This is a genomic window from uncultured Porticoccus sp. (genome assembly GCF_913061305.1).
Taxonomy (GTDB): Bacteria; Pseudomonadota; Gammaproteobacteria; order Pseudomonadales; family Porticoccaceae; genus Porticoccus.
Genome location: NZ_CAJXST010000012.1, coordinates 18,169 through 32,537, shown reverse-complemented (window position 1 = coordinate 32,537; position 14,369 = coordinate 18,169). Strand labels below are relative to the sequence as shown.

At 56.6% G+C, this 14,369-nt stretch carries 18 protein-coding genes; 11 read left to right on the top strand and 7 right to left on the bottom strand.

The features are described from left to right. The 3 genes from QZ516_RS12420 to zigA form a co-directional block, all read right to left on the bottom strand. Positions 1–443, bottom strand: a 443-nt coding sequence (locus QZ516_RS12420) for a DUF2796 domain-containing protein (RefSeq protein ID WP_297190371.1), incomplete at its 3' end; no start/stop codon positions are given. A gap of 87 nt (positions 444–530) precedes the next feature. Then, positions 531–1,199 (bottom strand): DUF1826 domain-containing protein, encoded by a 669-nt coding sequence (locus QZ516_RS12415; protein WP_297190368.1) that lies wholly within the window; start codon positions 1,197–1,199, stop codon positions 531–533. 2 nt (positions 1,200–1,201) lie between these two features. Next, complete coding sequence (gene zigA, locus QZ516_RS12410) at positions 1,202–2,434, bottom strand: zinc metallochaperone GTPase ZigA (RefSeq protein ID WP_297190365.1); 1,233 nt, start codon at positions 2,432–2,434, stop codon at positions 1,202–1,204. Between the two features lie 253 nt (positions 2,435–2,687). Here zigA and QZ516_RS12405 point away from each other — a divergent pair, with 253 nt between their 5' ends. The 3 genes from QZ516_RS12405 to QZ516_RS12395 all read left to right on the top strand — a co-directional run bounded on the left by QZ516_RS12405 (position 2,688) and on the right by QZ516_RS12395 (position 5,110). Then, positions 2,688–3,152: a tRNA (cytidine(34)-2'-O)-methyltransferase gene (locus QZ516_RS12405; protein WP_272993212.1), complete on the top strand. Its 465-nt coding sequence runs from the start codon at positions 2,688–2,690 to the stop codon at positions 3,150–3,152. Between the two features lie 140 nt (positions 3,153–3,292). Beyond that, positions 3,293–4,276 carry a calcium/sodium antiporter gene (locus tag QZ516_RS12400; protein ID WP_297190361.1) on the top strand — a complete coding sequence of 328 codons (984 nt, stop codon included), beginning with the start codon at positions 3,293–3,295 and terminating at the stop codon, positions 4,274–4,276. 63 nt (positions 4,277–4,339) lie between these two features. Next, the gene (locus QZ516_RS12395; protein ID WP_297190358.1) at positions 4,340–5,110 is read left to right on the top strand and encodes a VIT1/CCC1 transporter family protein; all 771 of its coding nucleotides are present in this window, start codon (positions 4,340–4,342) and stop codon (positions 5,108–5,110) included. Positions 5,111–5,116: 6 nt separating this feature from the next. Here QZ516_RS12395 and QZ516_RS12390 read toward each other — a convergent pair whose 3' ends face one another. Next, a complete protein-coding gene (locus QZ516_RS12390; protein ID WP_297190354.1) occupies positions 5,117–5,641 on the bottom strand; it encodes an ACT domain-containing protein in 525 nt (174 codons plus the stop codon). Positions 5,642–5,762: 121 nt separating this feature from the next. Here QZ516_RS12390 and QZ516_RS12385 point away from each other — a divergent pair, with 121 nt between their 5' ends. Genes QZ516_RS12385 through QZ516_RS12375 form a run of 3 tightly spaced genes read left to right on the top strand, consistent with a single transcriptional unit; the run spans position 5,763 to position 7,458 of the window. Continuing rightward, positions 5,763–6,575: a methyltransferase gene (locus QZ516_RS12385; RefSeq protein ID WP_297190351.1), complete on the top strand. Its 813-nt coding sequence runs from the start codon at positions 5,763–5,765 to the stop codon at positions 6,573–6,575. Continuing rightward, positions 6,572–6,808 (top strand): YheU family protein, encoded by a 237-nt coding sequence (locus QZ516_RS12380; RefSeq protein WP_297190348.1) that lies wholly within the window; start codon positions 6,572–6,574, stop codon positions 6,806–6,808. Before QZ516_RS12385 ends, QZ516_RS12380 begins: the two co-directional genes overlap by 4 nt. Continuing rightward, complete coding sequence (locus QZ516_RS12375) at positions 6,805–7,458, top strand: alpha/beta family hydrolase (RefSeq protein WP_297190347.1); 654 nt, start codon at positions 6,805–6,807, stop codon at positions 7,456–7,458. The genes QZ516_RS12380 and QZ516_RS12375 overlap by 4 nt, the downstream gene beginning before the upstream one ends. A 289-nt stretch (positions 7,459–7,747) precedes the next feature. On the opposite strand, the gene QZ516_RS12370 is transcribed toward QZ516_RS12375, so the two are convergent. After that, positions 7,748–8,443 carry a hypothetical protein gene (locus QZ516_RS12370; protein ID WP_036860782.1) on the bottom strand — a complete coding sequence of 232 codons (696 nt, stop codon included), beginning with the start codon at positions 8,441–8,443 and terminating at the stop codon, positions 7,748–7,750. Between the two features lie 147 nt (positions 8,444–8,590). On the opposite strand from QZ516_RS12370, the gene QZ516_RS12365 reads away from it, so the two are divergent. The 4 genes from QZ516_RS12365 to QZ516_RS12350 are packed head-to-tail and all read left to right on the top strand — an operon-like array spanning position 8,591 to position 11,646. Further along, positions 8,591–9,058, top strand: coding sequence for a gamma-glutamylcyclotransferase family protein (locus QZ516_RS12365; protein WP_297190344.1), 468 nt, complete (start codon positions 8,591–8,593; stop codon positions 9,056–9,058). 34 nt (positions 9,059–9,092) lie between these two features. Continuing rightward, positions 9,093–9,611, top strand: coding sequence for an elongation factor P hydroxylase (locus QZ516_RS12360; protein WP_297190342.1), 519 nt, complete (start codon positions 9,093–9,095; stop codon positions 9,609–9,611). Continuing rightward, on the top strand, positions 9,611–10,552 hold the full coding sequence (locus QZ516_RS12355; protein WP_297190340.1) for a 5'-3' exonuclease H3TH domain-containing protein: 942 nt from the start codon (positions 9,611–9,613) through the stop codon (positions 10,550–10,552). The genes QZ516_RS12360 and QZ516_RS12355 overlap by 1 nt, the downstream gene beginning before the upstream one ends. Then, positions 10,549–11,646, top strand: coding sequence for a 4-phosphoerythronate dehydrogenase (locus QZ516_RS12350; RefSeq protein ID WP_297190339.1), 1,098 nt, complete (start codon positions 10,549–10,551; stop codon positions 11,644–11,646). The genes QZ516_RS12355 and QZ516_RS12350 overlap by 4 nt, the downstream gene beginning before the upstream one ends. Here QZ516_RS12350 and QZ516_RS12345 read toward each other — a convergent pair. After that, positions 11,643–11,819 (bottom strand): PA1571 family protein, encoded by a 177-nt coding sequence (locus QZ516_RS12345; protein ID WP_297190337.1) that lies wholly within the window; start codon positions 11,817–11,819, stop codon positions 11,643–11,645. The two genes, QZ516_RS12350 and QZ516_RS12345, sit on opposite strands and share 4 nt — an antisense overlap. 100 nt (positions 11,820–11,919) lie before the next feature. Between QZ516_RS12345 and QZ516_RS12340 the strand changes: the two genes are divergently transcribed. Beyond that, on the top strand, positions 11,920–13,053 hold the full coding sequence (locus QZ516_RS12340) for an ATP-NAD kinase family protein (protein ID WP_297190335.1): 1,134 nt from the start codon (positions 11,920–11,922) through the stop codon (positions 13,051–13,053). Here the strand turns inward: QZ516_RS12340 and QZ516_RS12335 are convergent. Further along, the gene (locus tag QZ516_RS12335; protein WP_297190332.1) at positions 13,038–14,294 is read right to left on the bottom strand and encodes a pyridoxal phosphate-dependent aminotransferase; all 1,257 of its coding nucleotides are present in this window, start codon (positions 14,292–14,294) and stop codon (positions 13,038–13,040) included. The two genes, QZ516_RS12340 and QZ516_RS12335, sit on opposite strands and share 16 nt — an antisense overlap. Positions 14,295–14,369: the final 75 nt, after the last annotated feature.

Below are 14,369 nucleotides of genomic sequence, written 5' to 3'. Positions count from 1 at the left end.
TCGTGTTCGTGTTCGTGTTCGTGTTCGTGTTCGTGTTCGTGTTCGTGTTCGTGTTCGTGTTGGGGATTATCCCGGCCATCATGGGTATGGCGACTGTTGGCATAGGGCTGCTCTATCTGTACTTTGATGCTCCGGCATGCCGTGCCCGGAAAGGTAAACCGTGCCTGTGGCGAGCTGAGTAATTTCCCCGCCCGTTCAATGGCGGCCTGTTGTCGGTGGTCGCGGGGTGGGTGTTCAAAGCCCACCAGATTCATGGCCGGGCTGCGAAACTCCAGAAGCAGCCGGTCATTATCCAGCGCAGCCTGCAGCTCTGCTTCGCCATGCACATGGGGGCTGTGCTGTTGTGACGAGCGGTCGGCGGTGCCCTGTGCCGTAACGTTGCTGGTAATTAATGCGCACAGCAGCACCGACAGAGTGATGAAAAGAACTTTGACACTATTCATAGTCTGGCCAGTTGTTTGATGGCGCGTTGTTGTAAAAAAAGGCCCCCGAAGGGGCCGAAGGACCCTCGACTATTCAGGTTGGATGGATTACCCAAAGTCCAGTGATAGCATCAATCTGGCTGCGCCGGAGGGCATGGGAGGAGATCGGTGGACGGCTCCCCGGCCTTCGTTGCCATGCCATGACTCACCTTTTAGCAGGGCAACATCGCCGACGGTGAGTTGGCTGATATGCCGGGGTGAGCTGAAAATATCTGATTGGTCATCGGGTTTTCCTTTTCCGCCTTTGCCGAGTCTGGTGCGCTCGACCCGGTTGTTTTCAAGCCATTCAGTGGCCGGGCCGCCGTAGGTCGTCACCATTCGACAGGGAATATGGTCCACATGGAATCGCGGGCACATGGCCTGACTCAGCAGGGCCATGCGCAGGCCGATTCGCTCCAGGTCAAACAGCACCGAAAACATCTCGCACAGCCGGGAAATATCCGCAATCAATGCGGGTTTCCCCCGACGGTTCGGCAGGTGGGCGGAGAGCCAGGGCGTTACTTCGTTCCCCTGCATGACGGCCTGTAATGTCTGAAAAACAGGCGGACTTTTTATCAGCGACGCCACATAAACCTGCATCGGCAGATTGAGGGTTCTCTGCCAGATAGTCATGTTGATATCGGCATTGTAGATACTTGAGAACACACCCGGGTCTGTGCCGGTGACGCTACCGCTATCCTCAATGGCCAGCAGTTTCAGGGCAGAATTATCGGACATGATCATTGTTCCTCAGGGGAAGCCCACGCCTGGAACGGGTCCGGTAGAGACAGCCAGTGTTCTTTGCCCGCAAACAGTTCTTCTTCAGACAGGAGGCAATCGTCCAGTTGTTGGTAAACCTGGTCGCGATCGAGTCCCTGACCGATAAACACAAGTTCCTGCCGCATATCACCAAATGGCTCTTCCCACTGCTTTAAAATGGCTTCTCTTGTTGCCGGATCCTGGGGCCACTGATCCTTGGGTACCGCCCTCCAGAATATGCCGCCAACGCCACACCGGGCGATGCCACCCGCCTGATTCCAACTGCCGATATGTGCCGGGCGTGTGGCCAGCCAGAAGCAGCCTTTCGAGCGAATGAGTTTGCCGTGCAATTGTGGGTTGTGGAGAAAGTCGTGGAATTTCTTGGGGTGGAACGGGCGACGTGCCTTGTACACAAAACTGCTGATGCCATATTCTTCGGTTTCAGGCACGTGCTCGCCGCGCATTTCCTTCAACCAGCCGGGTGCCTGTCGTGCCCGCTCAAAACTGAATCTGCCAGTGCCCAGCACCTTACTCAAATCTATCTGGCCGTTTTCAATGGCGACGATATCCGCTTCGGTATTGAGTGTTTTCAGCACACCTTTGAGCTTGTTTAATGCTTCGGCTGACACCAGATCGGTTTTGCTGATGAGGATCACATCACTGAATTCCACCTGGTCGACCAGCAGGTCGGCGACACTTCGGTGGTCGTCCTCGCCAAGGCTTTCGCCGGTCTCCTGTAGCTGCTTTGCTTCGATATAGTCATGCATGAAATTGACCGCATCCACGACGGTTACCATGGTATCCAGTTGTGCGGCATCGGACAGGCTTCGACCCTGCTCATCGGCGAATGTAAAAGTTTCTGCCACTGGCAGGGGTTCCGAAATACCGGTGGATTCGATCACCAGATAATCGAAACGGTTTTCAGCGGCAAGCCGGCCGACCTCCTCGAGTAAATCCTCTCTCAGCGTGCAGCAGATACAGCCATTGCTCATTTCTACCAGACGCTCTTCGCTGCGGTTCAGTTGTACTTCATTTTGAATGGTGGCGGCATCGATGTTGACTTCGCTCATGTCGTTGACAATGACAGCGACCCGACGGCCATCCCGGTTGTGCAGGATATGGTTTAGCACAGTGGTTTTTCCTGCGCCCAGGAACCCGGACAACACGGTGACGGGCAGTTTGTTGTGTTGAGGTTTCATAGTGGTGATATCCATGGCGGCAATGGTGGTTCCTTTTTTAAATCAGAACTATAAATAAGATGATATATCGTATCATAAATATCGCTGCGATAAAGTCAAGTACGATGACCCATTGCCTGCTTGCCGATATTTCGATCCATGAACCGTTCTGGTTGATTACCGCCCGATTGATTGTCACCGTGCATCATTGGTGGTGACGGGGCAGGCAGTATGTCTGCAGGCACTCGCACCTGTTAGAATGGCTGCCTTATCTTCGCGTGATCTCTCTATGTTTCACATTGCCCTTTACGAACCGCAGATCGCCCCGAATACGGGTAATATCATCCGTTTGATGGCGAATAACGGCAGTCATTTACATCTGATCGAACCGTTGGGTTTCGATCTGGAAACAAAGAAATTGCGCCGGGCCGGGCTGGATTACCGGGATATGACCTCAGTCACCCGTTACCCCGACTACACGGCATTTCTGGCGCAGATGGGTGACAGGCGGATTTTCGCCTGTACCACGAAGGGAAACGTGCCCCATGACGGGATCGTTTATCGCCCCGGTGACGTGCTCCTGTTCGGTTCGGAAACAGCCGGTTTACCGCAGCCGGTGATGGACAGTTTTGCCCCGGCCCACCGTCTGAGAATTCCCATGCGTCCCGGCTGCCGCAGTATGAATTTGTCCAATGCGGTGGCCATTGTCAGTTATGAGGCCTGGCGACAAAATGATTTTGCCGGTGGGCAGTAGCGTGCTGGCTGCTCCTGACCGCTGGCCTTGCGTGGTTGTGCCGGTTAGGATGCACCGCCTGTCAGTGGGTGACAGGTGTGCATTGACAAGATAGATGCGCAGATTTTAATGACTGCACGAACGGTTAAAAAGAGGGTGATATGCTGATTGCAACGCTGGCGGTGCTGGTGGGTTTTGGCCTGTTGATCTGGAGTGCCGACCGGTTTGTGGATGGTGCTGCGGCGACGGCCTATCATGCCGGCATGCCCAGCCTGCTGATCGGCATGGTGATTGTCGGTTTTGGCACCTCTGCGCCGGAGATGGTGGTGTCGGCCATGGCGGCTCTGGATGGCAGCCCGGAACTGGCGCTGGGTAATGCGCTGGGGTCCAATATTGTCAATACCGGCCTGATACTGGGTGTCACGGCCTTGATCATGCCGATCATGGTGCATTCAAAAATCGTTCGCAAGGAGCTGCCGCTGCTGATTTTGATCTGTGTTGGCGCGGGTCTCATGCTATGGGATAACGCAGTACTTCGCTGGGAGGCGGCATTGCTGCTGATCGGTTTTTTTGCGTTGATCGGCTGGTCGGTTTTTTCAGCCATTCGCGACCGGGGTGATGCCCTGGCAACAGACTTCGATCAGGAAATACGTGAACATACCCTGCCGCTGGCGAAAGCCATCTTCTGGCTGGCAGTGGGTTTGATCGTATTGGTGGCCAGCTCGAGGCTGCTGGTGTGGGGGGCTGTCACCATTGCCGAATCCCTGGGTGTCAGCGATCTGGTGATTGGTCTGACGATTGTCGCGCTGGGGACGTCCTTGCCCGAACTGGCTTCTTCCGTGATTGCCGTGCGCAAGGGCGAACACGATATCGCCATCGGCAATATCGTCGGCTCCAATATGTTCAATATTCTGGCGGTGGTCGGCATCGCGGGTCTTATTGAACCCTTGACCAACCTGTCACAACAGGTGTTAACCCGCGATTGGGCCACCATGACGATTCTCATGGTGATGTTGCTGTTGATGGCCTATGGCTTTAAGGGCCGGCAGGGCCGGATTAACCGGTTTGAAGGTTTCGGCCTACTGCTGGTATTTATTGCCTACAATAGCTATCTGGTATTTTCGGTTCTGAGCGGCGTAGCCTGAAGCCCCTTCGCCTAATCCCGGTTTTTGCCGGAGCGGAATAACCATGCCCGGAGCGGATGATTGATGAAAAACCACGACCAACTCGACGGGATCGAGGACTTTAAAGCCCACCACCATCCCCACCTGATTGCCCAGCGTCTGGATGATGGCCCGGATTCTGTTTACGTGAGGGACTTTATCTACGGTGCGGTGGATGGTGCCATTACCACTTTTGCCATCGTTGCGGGTGTTGCCGGTGCCGGTCTGTCTTCTTCGGTCATCATTATCCTGGGTTTTGCCAACCTGCTGGCGGACGGTTTCAGCATGGCGGTGAGTAATTACCTGGGTACCCGTGCGGAGAACCAACACCGCATCAAGATCCGCAACCGGGAAATTGAAGAAATTAAACGATTTCCCGAGGGCGAGGTGGAGGAGATTCGCCAGATTTATGCCCGCAAGGGTTTCGAGGGACGTGTTCTCGAAGATGCTGTGGGTGTGATTACCTCGGATGAGAAAACCTGGGTGGATACCATGGTTCAGGAAGAGTTCGGTCTCTCTCTGCAATCACATGACCCGTTCAGGGCCGGTCTGGCCACCTTTGTCGCCTTTTGCCTGGTAGGGTTCATACCGTTGACGACCTATGTCGCCAACTGGTTATCACCGGGTCTGATCGACTACGCCTTTGGCCTCTCTGCGGGCTTAACCGTGATAGCTTTTTTCATCGTCGGTGCCATGAAAGGTCGTTTTGTCGATCAGGGCTGGCTGGTGTCCGGGCTGGAAACGGTGGTGATCGGTGGTATTGCTGCCGGGATGGCATTTGGGGTGGGTCTGTTATTGAAAGGCCTGGTCGCCTGAATCCCTTCAGGTCTGTTCCAGCTCCACCATCAGGTCGTCCGATACACTTTCCAATGCCTGTTGCAGTCGGCCTCTGTCGAGGTCCTGTGGCAACTGCAGGGTGGCACTGGCCCGGAACAGGATTTCCGAGCTCATCGGCGCATCCTCACAGTGGGTGCAGAGCTCTTCCACGTTGACCTGCAGTTTTGCCAGAATGCCGGAGATCTCGCCGACGATACCCGCTCGGTCGTTGCCGACCACCGTCAGTGTGACGCGCTCGCCATCGGCTGGGTGCAGTGAAGAGTGCAGTGAGGAACAGGCCTCGCCGGTTACCCGAATACCCTGGTGTTGTAATTGTTCCAGTGCCGTGAGCAGAGTCGTCTGTCGGTCTTCGGCAATATCCACCAACAGGATGCCGGCGAATTTACCGGCAAGGCGGGACATGCTGCTTTCCAGCCAGTTGCCACCGGCGCGAGTGACCACGTCGGCGATGCGCTCCACAATGCCGGGACGATCATCGGCGATGACGGTCAATGCGAGATAGTGTTTCATGCGGCGGTTCTTATTCCTGTGCTGTTGTGGGACTATTATGGCCTAACAATCGGCCCCGGGCCATGACCGGGCATTATCTGCCGGCCATTTTGGAGCCATCGGATACCCAGAGGAGATCGAGATGAAAATCATTAATCCGTTACTGTTGCTGGTGTTATGGCTGGGATGTGTCGATGCGATAGCCGATACATCCCCCTTTGCGGGAGCGCACCGGACGCCTGAATTTGTGGCACGCGACAGTTATCGCCATCCGGTGGAAACCCTGGCCTTTTTTCAGGTGGAACCAGGCATGACCGTGGTGGAGATTTCCCCCGGTGCCGGCTGGTATACCGAGATTCTCGCACCGCTGGTCCATCAGGGGGGCGCTGATCGGGGTCTGTTGTACGCCGCGCATTTTCCAAAAGACAGCGGTGTGTCTTACTACGAACAGTCGCTGGCGACATTTACCGCGAAATTGGCCACTGATCCGCCGGTGTATGGCGATGTAATTCTCTCGACATTCGACCCGGCGAACGGCGTGCTGACGGTGCCCGATGGGGTTGCCGATCGGGTGGTGACGTTCCGCAATGTACACAACTGGTTGCGCTCTGACAGTGAAGGAAAAGCGTTTGAGCTGTTCTTCCGGGCGCTCAAACCCGGCGGAGTGCTCGGTGTCGTGGAGCATCGCACCAGTCGCACCATCGACCGGGCGGAAATGATACGTAGCGGCTATATGCCGGAGGCCTACGTGATTGAGCTGGCGGAAAAAGCCGGTTTTGTGCTGGCGGCCAGATCCGAGCTCAATGCCAATCCCAAGGATACGACTGATCACCCCGAGGGTGTCTGGACCCTGCCGCCCTCCCTGCGGTTGCAGGAGAAGGATCGGGAGAAGTATCAGGCCATTGGTGAGAGCGACCGCATGACGCTGAAGTTTATTAAACCGGCGGCACCGTGATTCTGATTCCACCAGACCGGTTATCCGATGAACTGCTCACCGCGCTGCTGGATGACTTTATCGCCCGCGAGGGCACGGACTACGGTTTCGAGGAGTTGACGCTGCAGGCCAAACGGCAGCGGCTCAGGCGGCAGGTGGATCGCGGTGATGTGGTGATTACCTTCGATCCGGTGACAGAAAGTTGCAATCTGCTGTCGCGGCAACAGTTTCGTCAGCTGGCCGATTCACCGTGACAGCTATCCCCCTGAGCTATCTGATAGACCGGCCAGCAGAGCAAACACAGTCTGTTGGCACATTGATTCTGGCCCACGGTGCCGGTGCGCCGATGGACAGTGATTTTATGGTGGCCATCACCCGACAGTTGACGGTCGAGGGTGTGACGGTTGTGCGCTTTGAGTTTCCCTATATGCGACAACGTCGTCTCACCGGGAAAAAGCGGCCGCCGGACCGCCAGCCCGTATTGCTGGATTGTTGGCGTGAAGTCTACGCCCACTGCTGTCATCGCGAGGATCTTCCCGCCCCGATACTGATCGGCGGTAAATCCATGGGTGGTCGCATGGCGAGTATGGTCGCCGACGAGCTGGGCGCAGCAGGGCTGTGCTGTCTCGGTTACCCCTTTCATGTGCCCGGCAAGCCTGAACGGATGCGGGTTGATCACTTGCTGGCCATGACTACGCCGGCCCTGATCTATCAGGGCACCCGCGATCCCTTTGGCAGGTCCGATGAGTTGGCCGAAGTCGCGTTGAGTCCTGCCGTAATGATCCACTGGCTGGAAGACGGCAATCACGATCTGAAACCCCGCAAGGCCTCGGGCCTTGATCAGACTGAACACCTGGCTGCCGTCGCCAACTCCGTGTCGGCCTTTGCTCGCAATTGCCCATAGGCGTCACATTGAGAGGCAGCCTCGGTACATAGTCCTGAGCTGCATTGATGAGTTATTGAGACAAGGCTGTTTGGCAAGGAGAATTGGGAAGGAGGCTGGGGCGGCAACAGCGTGCCTGACAACAGAAAACGGGGTGAGCAGGACAACCGACCCGAGTCACACAGGGTTATCGGGTCTGTTTCATTGAGCCGCCCGGTGCCATCATCGGGACAGCTTTGATGCTATCCCACGGGCTGTCAGCGGCGCTTTAATTTTACAGGCCGGGTTTCCCCAGTCCCTGCCGCTTTACTCAGGACTCCACCAGCATGGAGATCGCTGCCAGTGCTTCCGGATCCTGCGCCTTGATCTTGTTGGCGATATGGTGCTGGAAGAAATAGCAGAAAGTCTCTTCGCCTTTGGCTGAGTAGAGGCACGCATCGCCGGGCAGCACGGGTGTGCTGATGATTTTTTCATCATCAATCAGCATGCCCTGCACGGAGCCATCATAGAGCAGTCGCCAGCTGACGACTTCTTTCAGCGTAATACTTTTGAACCCGTCGCTCGACAGTACCGCATGGGTGCCAATGGTGTCCGGCAGTTCCTGGACGACATCGCTGTCTGTCTCGCAATCGATCTCATAGTATTCTGCAGCTGTTTCTACCTCCAATACCTTGTGGATGGGCGCTTCAAAAAAGACTTCATCGATGCCCGGATCGTAGTAGCCCTCCCAGTGACCGTTCAGCGGATCCTGTATCTCGGTGCATGGCATGATGTCATCGAGCCAGGGCACCAGACCCACCACCTCACCATCGGCACGCAATGCCCAGCACAACACTTTGACACTGAACAGCTTGTTGGGATGAGTCTCGTTGGAATAGATCATTTCCAGACCATCGAGTTCGGGAGCGAGACGGATAATGCGGCGGTTTAACCGGGAGGAGTAGGGCTTCCCTGTGAAGAGATCGACCACGTTGTCCGTGTTGTGGTCAGGTGTTGAGGTAGTCATAATACAGCCTCCTCAAATGGCAGTTCGAACAGGCCCTGAGGAACTGCGTCCTGGATCGGGACCTGATGGGTGCGTACGGCTAAAACGCATCCACGCAAAATAAGGTACTACCGATCATTTCAAAGCACAATACCTTGGGTATATTTTGTGAGCTACTATTTTGCCTACGGCTCAAATATGAATTCACAGCGCATGGCTGCGCGTGACATGCGGGTCGTCGGCCAGTGTGCTGGCTGGCTGGATGGTTATGGTCTGCGGTTCAACAAACGCTCCGGCCACGATGCCCGGCTGGCTTGCGCCAATATCATTTTTGCCCGGGATGAGCGGGTGGAAGGGGTTCTTTACCAGCTGGAAAATCCCGCTGAAATTGCCAGGCTGGATCCCTTTGAAGGCGCGCCATTCAGGTACAGTCGCGAACGTTTTCCGGTGCAGACAGAGCGCGGTGTTGTGCCCGCCTGGGTCTATATTGCCAACCCCGCCGTGATTGATCACTGCATTCGTCCGGCACGCTGGTATATCGAGCATTTACTGGCTGGCAGCGATTACCTTTCCCCCGCCTACTGGGAGAGAATCGATAACACGGCTTGCTGTGAGGGTGTGACGATTGTCTGGTGATACGGCTTCTTTTGATCCCCGGACGTGTCAGTTGATGGGAGTATTCAACGATCTGTTTGCCAGCTCCTGCAATACCCTGTTGAGCGGGGGCGGCGAGGAACCGGTTTATCTGCCTGCCGAGGGGGTGGGTGACTGTCATCAGTTGATTTTCCGGCAGGATTATTTTTCCAGTGCCCTCCATGAAATTGCCCATTGGTGTATTGCCGGTGAGCAGCGTCGTCAACGGGTGGATTTTGGTTACTGGTACCGGCCCGATGGCCGCACCGCCAGTGAACAAAGTGCTTTTGAGTGGGTGGAGGTCAAGCCCCAGGCACTGGAATGGATATTTTCCGTAGCGGCAGGGCACCGCTTTCAGATCAGCGCCGATAACCTGTCCGCAGAGATCGGTGCCAGCGACGCGTTCGCCGCCGCTGTGGCGGAGCAGGCGCACAGCTGGTGTGTCGGCAGCTTACCTGCGCGGGCAGCGCTGTTCGCCGCTTCGCTGTCGGAGGTGTTCGGAGGTCTTGATTACCTGGATTCCTGCCACTACCGTGTCGACTCGCTGAGAATCTGATGGCGGCACGAAAGCCCCCACTGTATCTGGTAGATGCCTCCATCTATATTTTTCGCCATTATTTTACGCTGCCACCGCGTTGGTATTCCGGGGAAGGCTATCCCACTCAGGCCGTGTACGGTTATCTCGGTTTCCTGCTGGGCCTGCTCGAGCAGGTACAGCCGCAGTTTATGGCAGTGGCCTTTGACGAGAGTCTGGGCCAGTGTTTCCGGAATACGATTTACCCGGATTACAAGGCCAATCGCGAGCTGCCCGACGACGCACTTGCCTTTCAGTTGCGGGCCTGCGCCGAGGTGACGACCATCCTGGGCATTTCGACCCTGGCCAGTGATACCCACGAAGCGGATGATATTATCGGCACCCTGGCTGAACGGGGGCGCAGTGGCGGCCACCCGATTGCGGTGATCAGTGGCGATAAAGACCTTGCCCAATTGTTGCTGGACGACGATGTGCTACTCTGGGATGTTGGCCGTACGCCAGCCAGGGATCGATTTGCCATCAAAAGAGAACTCGGGGTCTGGCCGGAGCAACTGGCAGATTATCTGGCGCTGGTCGGTGACAGGGTAGATAACATACCCGGTTTACCGGGGGTGGGGGCAAAAACGGCCATTGAATTATTGGCACATTGCGCGTCGCTGGATGGATTGATTGCGGCGGGACCTGACATCGCCAATCTGCCCCTGCGCGGCGCGAAGCAGCTGCCCGAAAAAATTGCCGTCCACCGTCAACAACTGCTAATGGCCCGATCCCTGACCCGAATAGCCCTGGACGCACCCGTTGGCGAGCCCGCTTTGCAATGTGCCCCGATCGCACTGGATAAACTGGATGACTTCTGTCAGCGAATGGGGCTTGGCGCTACACTGAAAAATCGCGCTGCAAGACTCGCGCACGCCGGGGGGCAGGCGCAGCACGTCGTGAAGGAGGCATTACACACCCGATGAAAATTGTTGCCGATGACAATATGCCGTTGGTGAGGGAACTGTTCTCGCCCTATGGCGAGGTGGTGACCTGTCCTGGCCGCGAGCTGACGGCGGCGCATTTGGTGGATGCGGATGTGTTACTGGTCCGTTCGGTCACCCCGGTCAATGGGGCGCTGCTCGAGGGCAGCCCGGTACAATTTGTCGGTTCTGCCACGATAGGTGTCGACCATGTGGACATGGATTATCTGGCGTCCAGAAACATTCAGTTTGCCAGTGCGCCGGGTTGCAACGCCAATGCGGTGGTTCAATACGTGCTCTCGGCTCTGTGTCGTCTGCGTCCCGGCTGGCTCGGGGAAACGGTGGGCATTGTCGGTTGCGGCAATGTGGGCGGCAGGCTCTACCGCACCCTGCGGGAGCTGGGCGTTGATTGCCGCTGCTACGACCCATTTCTCAACACCGCAACTATCGGGGGGCTGACTACCTTTGAGCGGGTGCTCGAAGCCGATATTCTCTGCCTGCATACTCCACTGACTACCGGTGGACCCTATCCGACCCACCACCTGCTGAACGAGGCGGCGCTGATGAATTTTGCGCCCGGCGGGCTGTTGCTCAATGCCGGGCGGGGACCAGTGGTGGATAATACGGCCCTGTTGCGGTTGAATCGTGGCGAGCAGTGGCAGGTTGTGCTGGATGTGTGGGAGTCAGAGCCGGCGATCTCTCTGCCCTTGCTGGAGCAGGTTACCATGGGCACGCCGCACATTGCCGGGTACAGCGAAGACGGCAAAATCAATGGTACATACATGGTGTGCGAGGCATTTTGTCAGTGGTTGGGGCAACCCTCGCCGGCAAAACCCGGGCGGGATGAGTCTGTCCAGTGGCTCAGTGCCAAGTCTCTGGCGGAGGCGATATTGGCTGTTTACGACATCGCAGACGATGACCGTCGTATGCGTGAGGTACTGCTGTCAGCCGGGGATGCCGCAGCAGTCGGCTTGGGGTTTGACCAGCTGCGGAAAACCTATCCCGCACGTCGGGAATTTCAGCATTTCGGTGTGAGCGTGGACAGTGACGAATATCTGGCCGGCCAGTTGGCCACACTGGGATTTACTACTGCCTAAGGGCGGGATTTTCTTTTGGACGAGGGGGCTACTTTCTGGTTCAGATCGCTGATGGCATTCTGCACCATGGCTTCCGTAATCGGGATTTCCCGACCGTTGTCATCAATCAGGGCCGCACCGTGAAAATCAGGTGATTTGGCCTTTTTATCAGGCTTGTCGTTCGGCTGATCCATGTTTGCTCACTGGTGGTGGTCAGATTGACAAAACATACCATGATTACCCTGTAAGGCAAGCCTTGGGGTTAAATTTGCAGAGGCACATTTAGGAGTCGCCATGTTCACACTCGGCTTGATCGTCAATCCGCTGGCAGGCATCGGTGGTCCCGCGGCGTTGAAGGGTAGCGATGGCGAGGCCGCTGCCGAAGCCTTCAGAAACGGGGCCGGGTTGCGTGCTCCAGAGCGTGCCGCCAGAGCCTTGGAGGTGATCTTCCATACACTCGGTGGTGATGCCGTATCGGTGCTGACCTGTCCCGGCCTGATGGGGGAGTCTGTGGCCAGGCAATGTGGTTTTGTCCCCGAACTGGTCTGTGAAACGGATCCCCTGAATACCCGGCCGGAGGACACCGAACAGGCGGCCAGAGTGCTGGAAAACAAAGGCGTGGATTTGCTGCTGTTTGTTGGCGGCGATGGCACGGCACGCAATATTTGCAACGCGGTTTCTCCGCATCAGCCCGTACTGGGCGTGCCAGCCGGGGTCAAGATGCACTCCGGTGTGTATGCCATGACACCGGAGGCGGCAGGTGAGGTGGTCTGTCGGCTGGTTCGTGCTGACCTCGTGGATGTTCGCCGGCAGGAAGTGCGCGATATCGATGAGGACGCCTTTCGCCAGGGCCGGGTCATGTCCCGTTACTACGGGGAGTTACTGGTGCCGGAAGAAGGACGTTTTATGCAACAGGTCAAGGATGGCGGCCGGGAAGTGGAGGCGCTGGTGGTTGATGAAATAGCCGATACCCTGATGGAAGAAATGGAGGATGACACACTCTATCTGGTCGGTCCCGGCTCGACCACAGCGGGGCTAATGGCGGCAATGGGGCTCGATAACACACTGCTTGGTGTGGATATGGTCAGGAATAGGCAGTTGCTGGCTGGGGATGTTTCAGCCGGACAAATCGAACAGGCGCTGGGGGGATTCAGCGGTCCGGTGAGTATTATCATTACGCCAATTGGCGGTCAGGGCATGCTGCTGGGTCGCGGCAATCAGCAATTGACACCTGCCATTATCAGGCGGGCTGGTCGGGATAACCTGATTGTTGTGGCGACCAAAACCAAAATCACCGAACTCGGGGGCAGGCCCCTGATGGTGGACAGTAACGATCCACAACTGGATCGGGAGCTGGCGGGTTACGTCCCGGTGCTGACCGGCTACCGGGACAGGATTCTCTATCCGATCGGTCAGGGGGCCACCTGAGCCAGTTTTACCTTTGTCACCGGATGATTGAGACGGTATTTTTCCAGGAAGCGGGCCAGCCGCTCGATGGCTTCCTCCAGATCGTCTTCCCTCGGCAGGAATACGATGCGGAAATGGTCGGGATCCGGCCAGTTGAAAGCGGTGCCCTGCACCAGCAGGATCCGTTCTTCCAGCAATAAATCCAGCACCAATTGCTCGTCGTCTTCGATCGGATAAATTTCCCGGTCCAGTTTGGGGAACAGGTACATCGCCGCTTTGGGTTTGACACAGCTGACACCGGGTATCTGGGTCAACAGGGACCAGGCTTTTTCGCGTTGCTGGTAGAGACGGCCCTCCGGTGCCACCAGGTCGCTGATGCTCTGATAGCCGCCCAGCGCGGTCTGGATGGCATACATGGCCGGTACGTTGGCACACAGCCGCATGGATGCCAGCATCTCAATGCCCTGGATATAACTGCGGGCGCGATGTTTGGCGCCGCTCACCACCAGCCAGCCGGAACGGAAACCCGCCAGACGGTAGGCTTTTGACAAGCCGTTGAAGGTGATGCACAACACGTCGGTGGCCAGACTGCCGAGCGGCACGTGTACCGCATCATCGTAGAGAATGCGGTCATAGATTTCATCGGCATAAATGATCAGGTCATGTTGCCTGGCCAGTTCGACAATCTCCTGCAGAACCGCCTCGGAGTAAACTGCCCCGGTGGGGTTGTTGGGATTGATCACCACGATGCCCCGGGTATTCGGTGTGATCTTGCGGGCGATATCCTCGATGTCCGGTTGCCACTCGTTGGCTTCGTCACAGAGATAGTGAACCGCCTTGCCCCCGGCCAGATTCACGGCGGCTGTCCACAGGGGGTAGTCCGGCGCCGGCACCAGAATCTCATCACCGTTGTTGAGCAGTGCCTGCATGGCCATGACAATCAGCTCGCTGACACCGTTGCCCAGGAATATATCGTCGATGTCGACATTCGGGATACCGATCAACTGGCAGCGTTGCATGACGGCCTTGCGGGCGCTGTAGATGCCTTTGGAGTGGCAGTAGCCCTGGGCCTTGGCCAGGTTGTGAATGACGTCGTGAATAATTTCGTCGGGCGCTTCAAAACCGAACGGGGCAGGGTTGCCGATATTCAGCTTCAGGATACGCAGGCCTTCTTCCTCGAGCCGGTTGGCGTGGTCGAGCACCGGGCCGCGAATATCGTAGCAGACGTTATTCAGCTTGTTTGACTTCTGGATATGTTGCATAAAGTATTGTTTTTGGTTGTCCAATTTGGATAAAAACTGATTGTATATCAAAACCCTGCCATAAATAAGAAAACT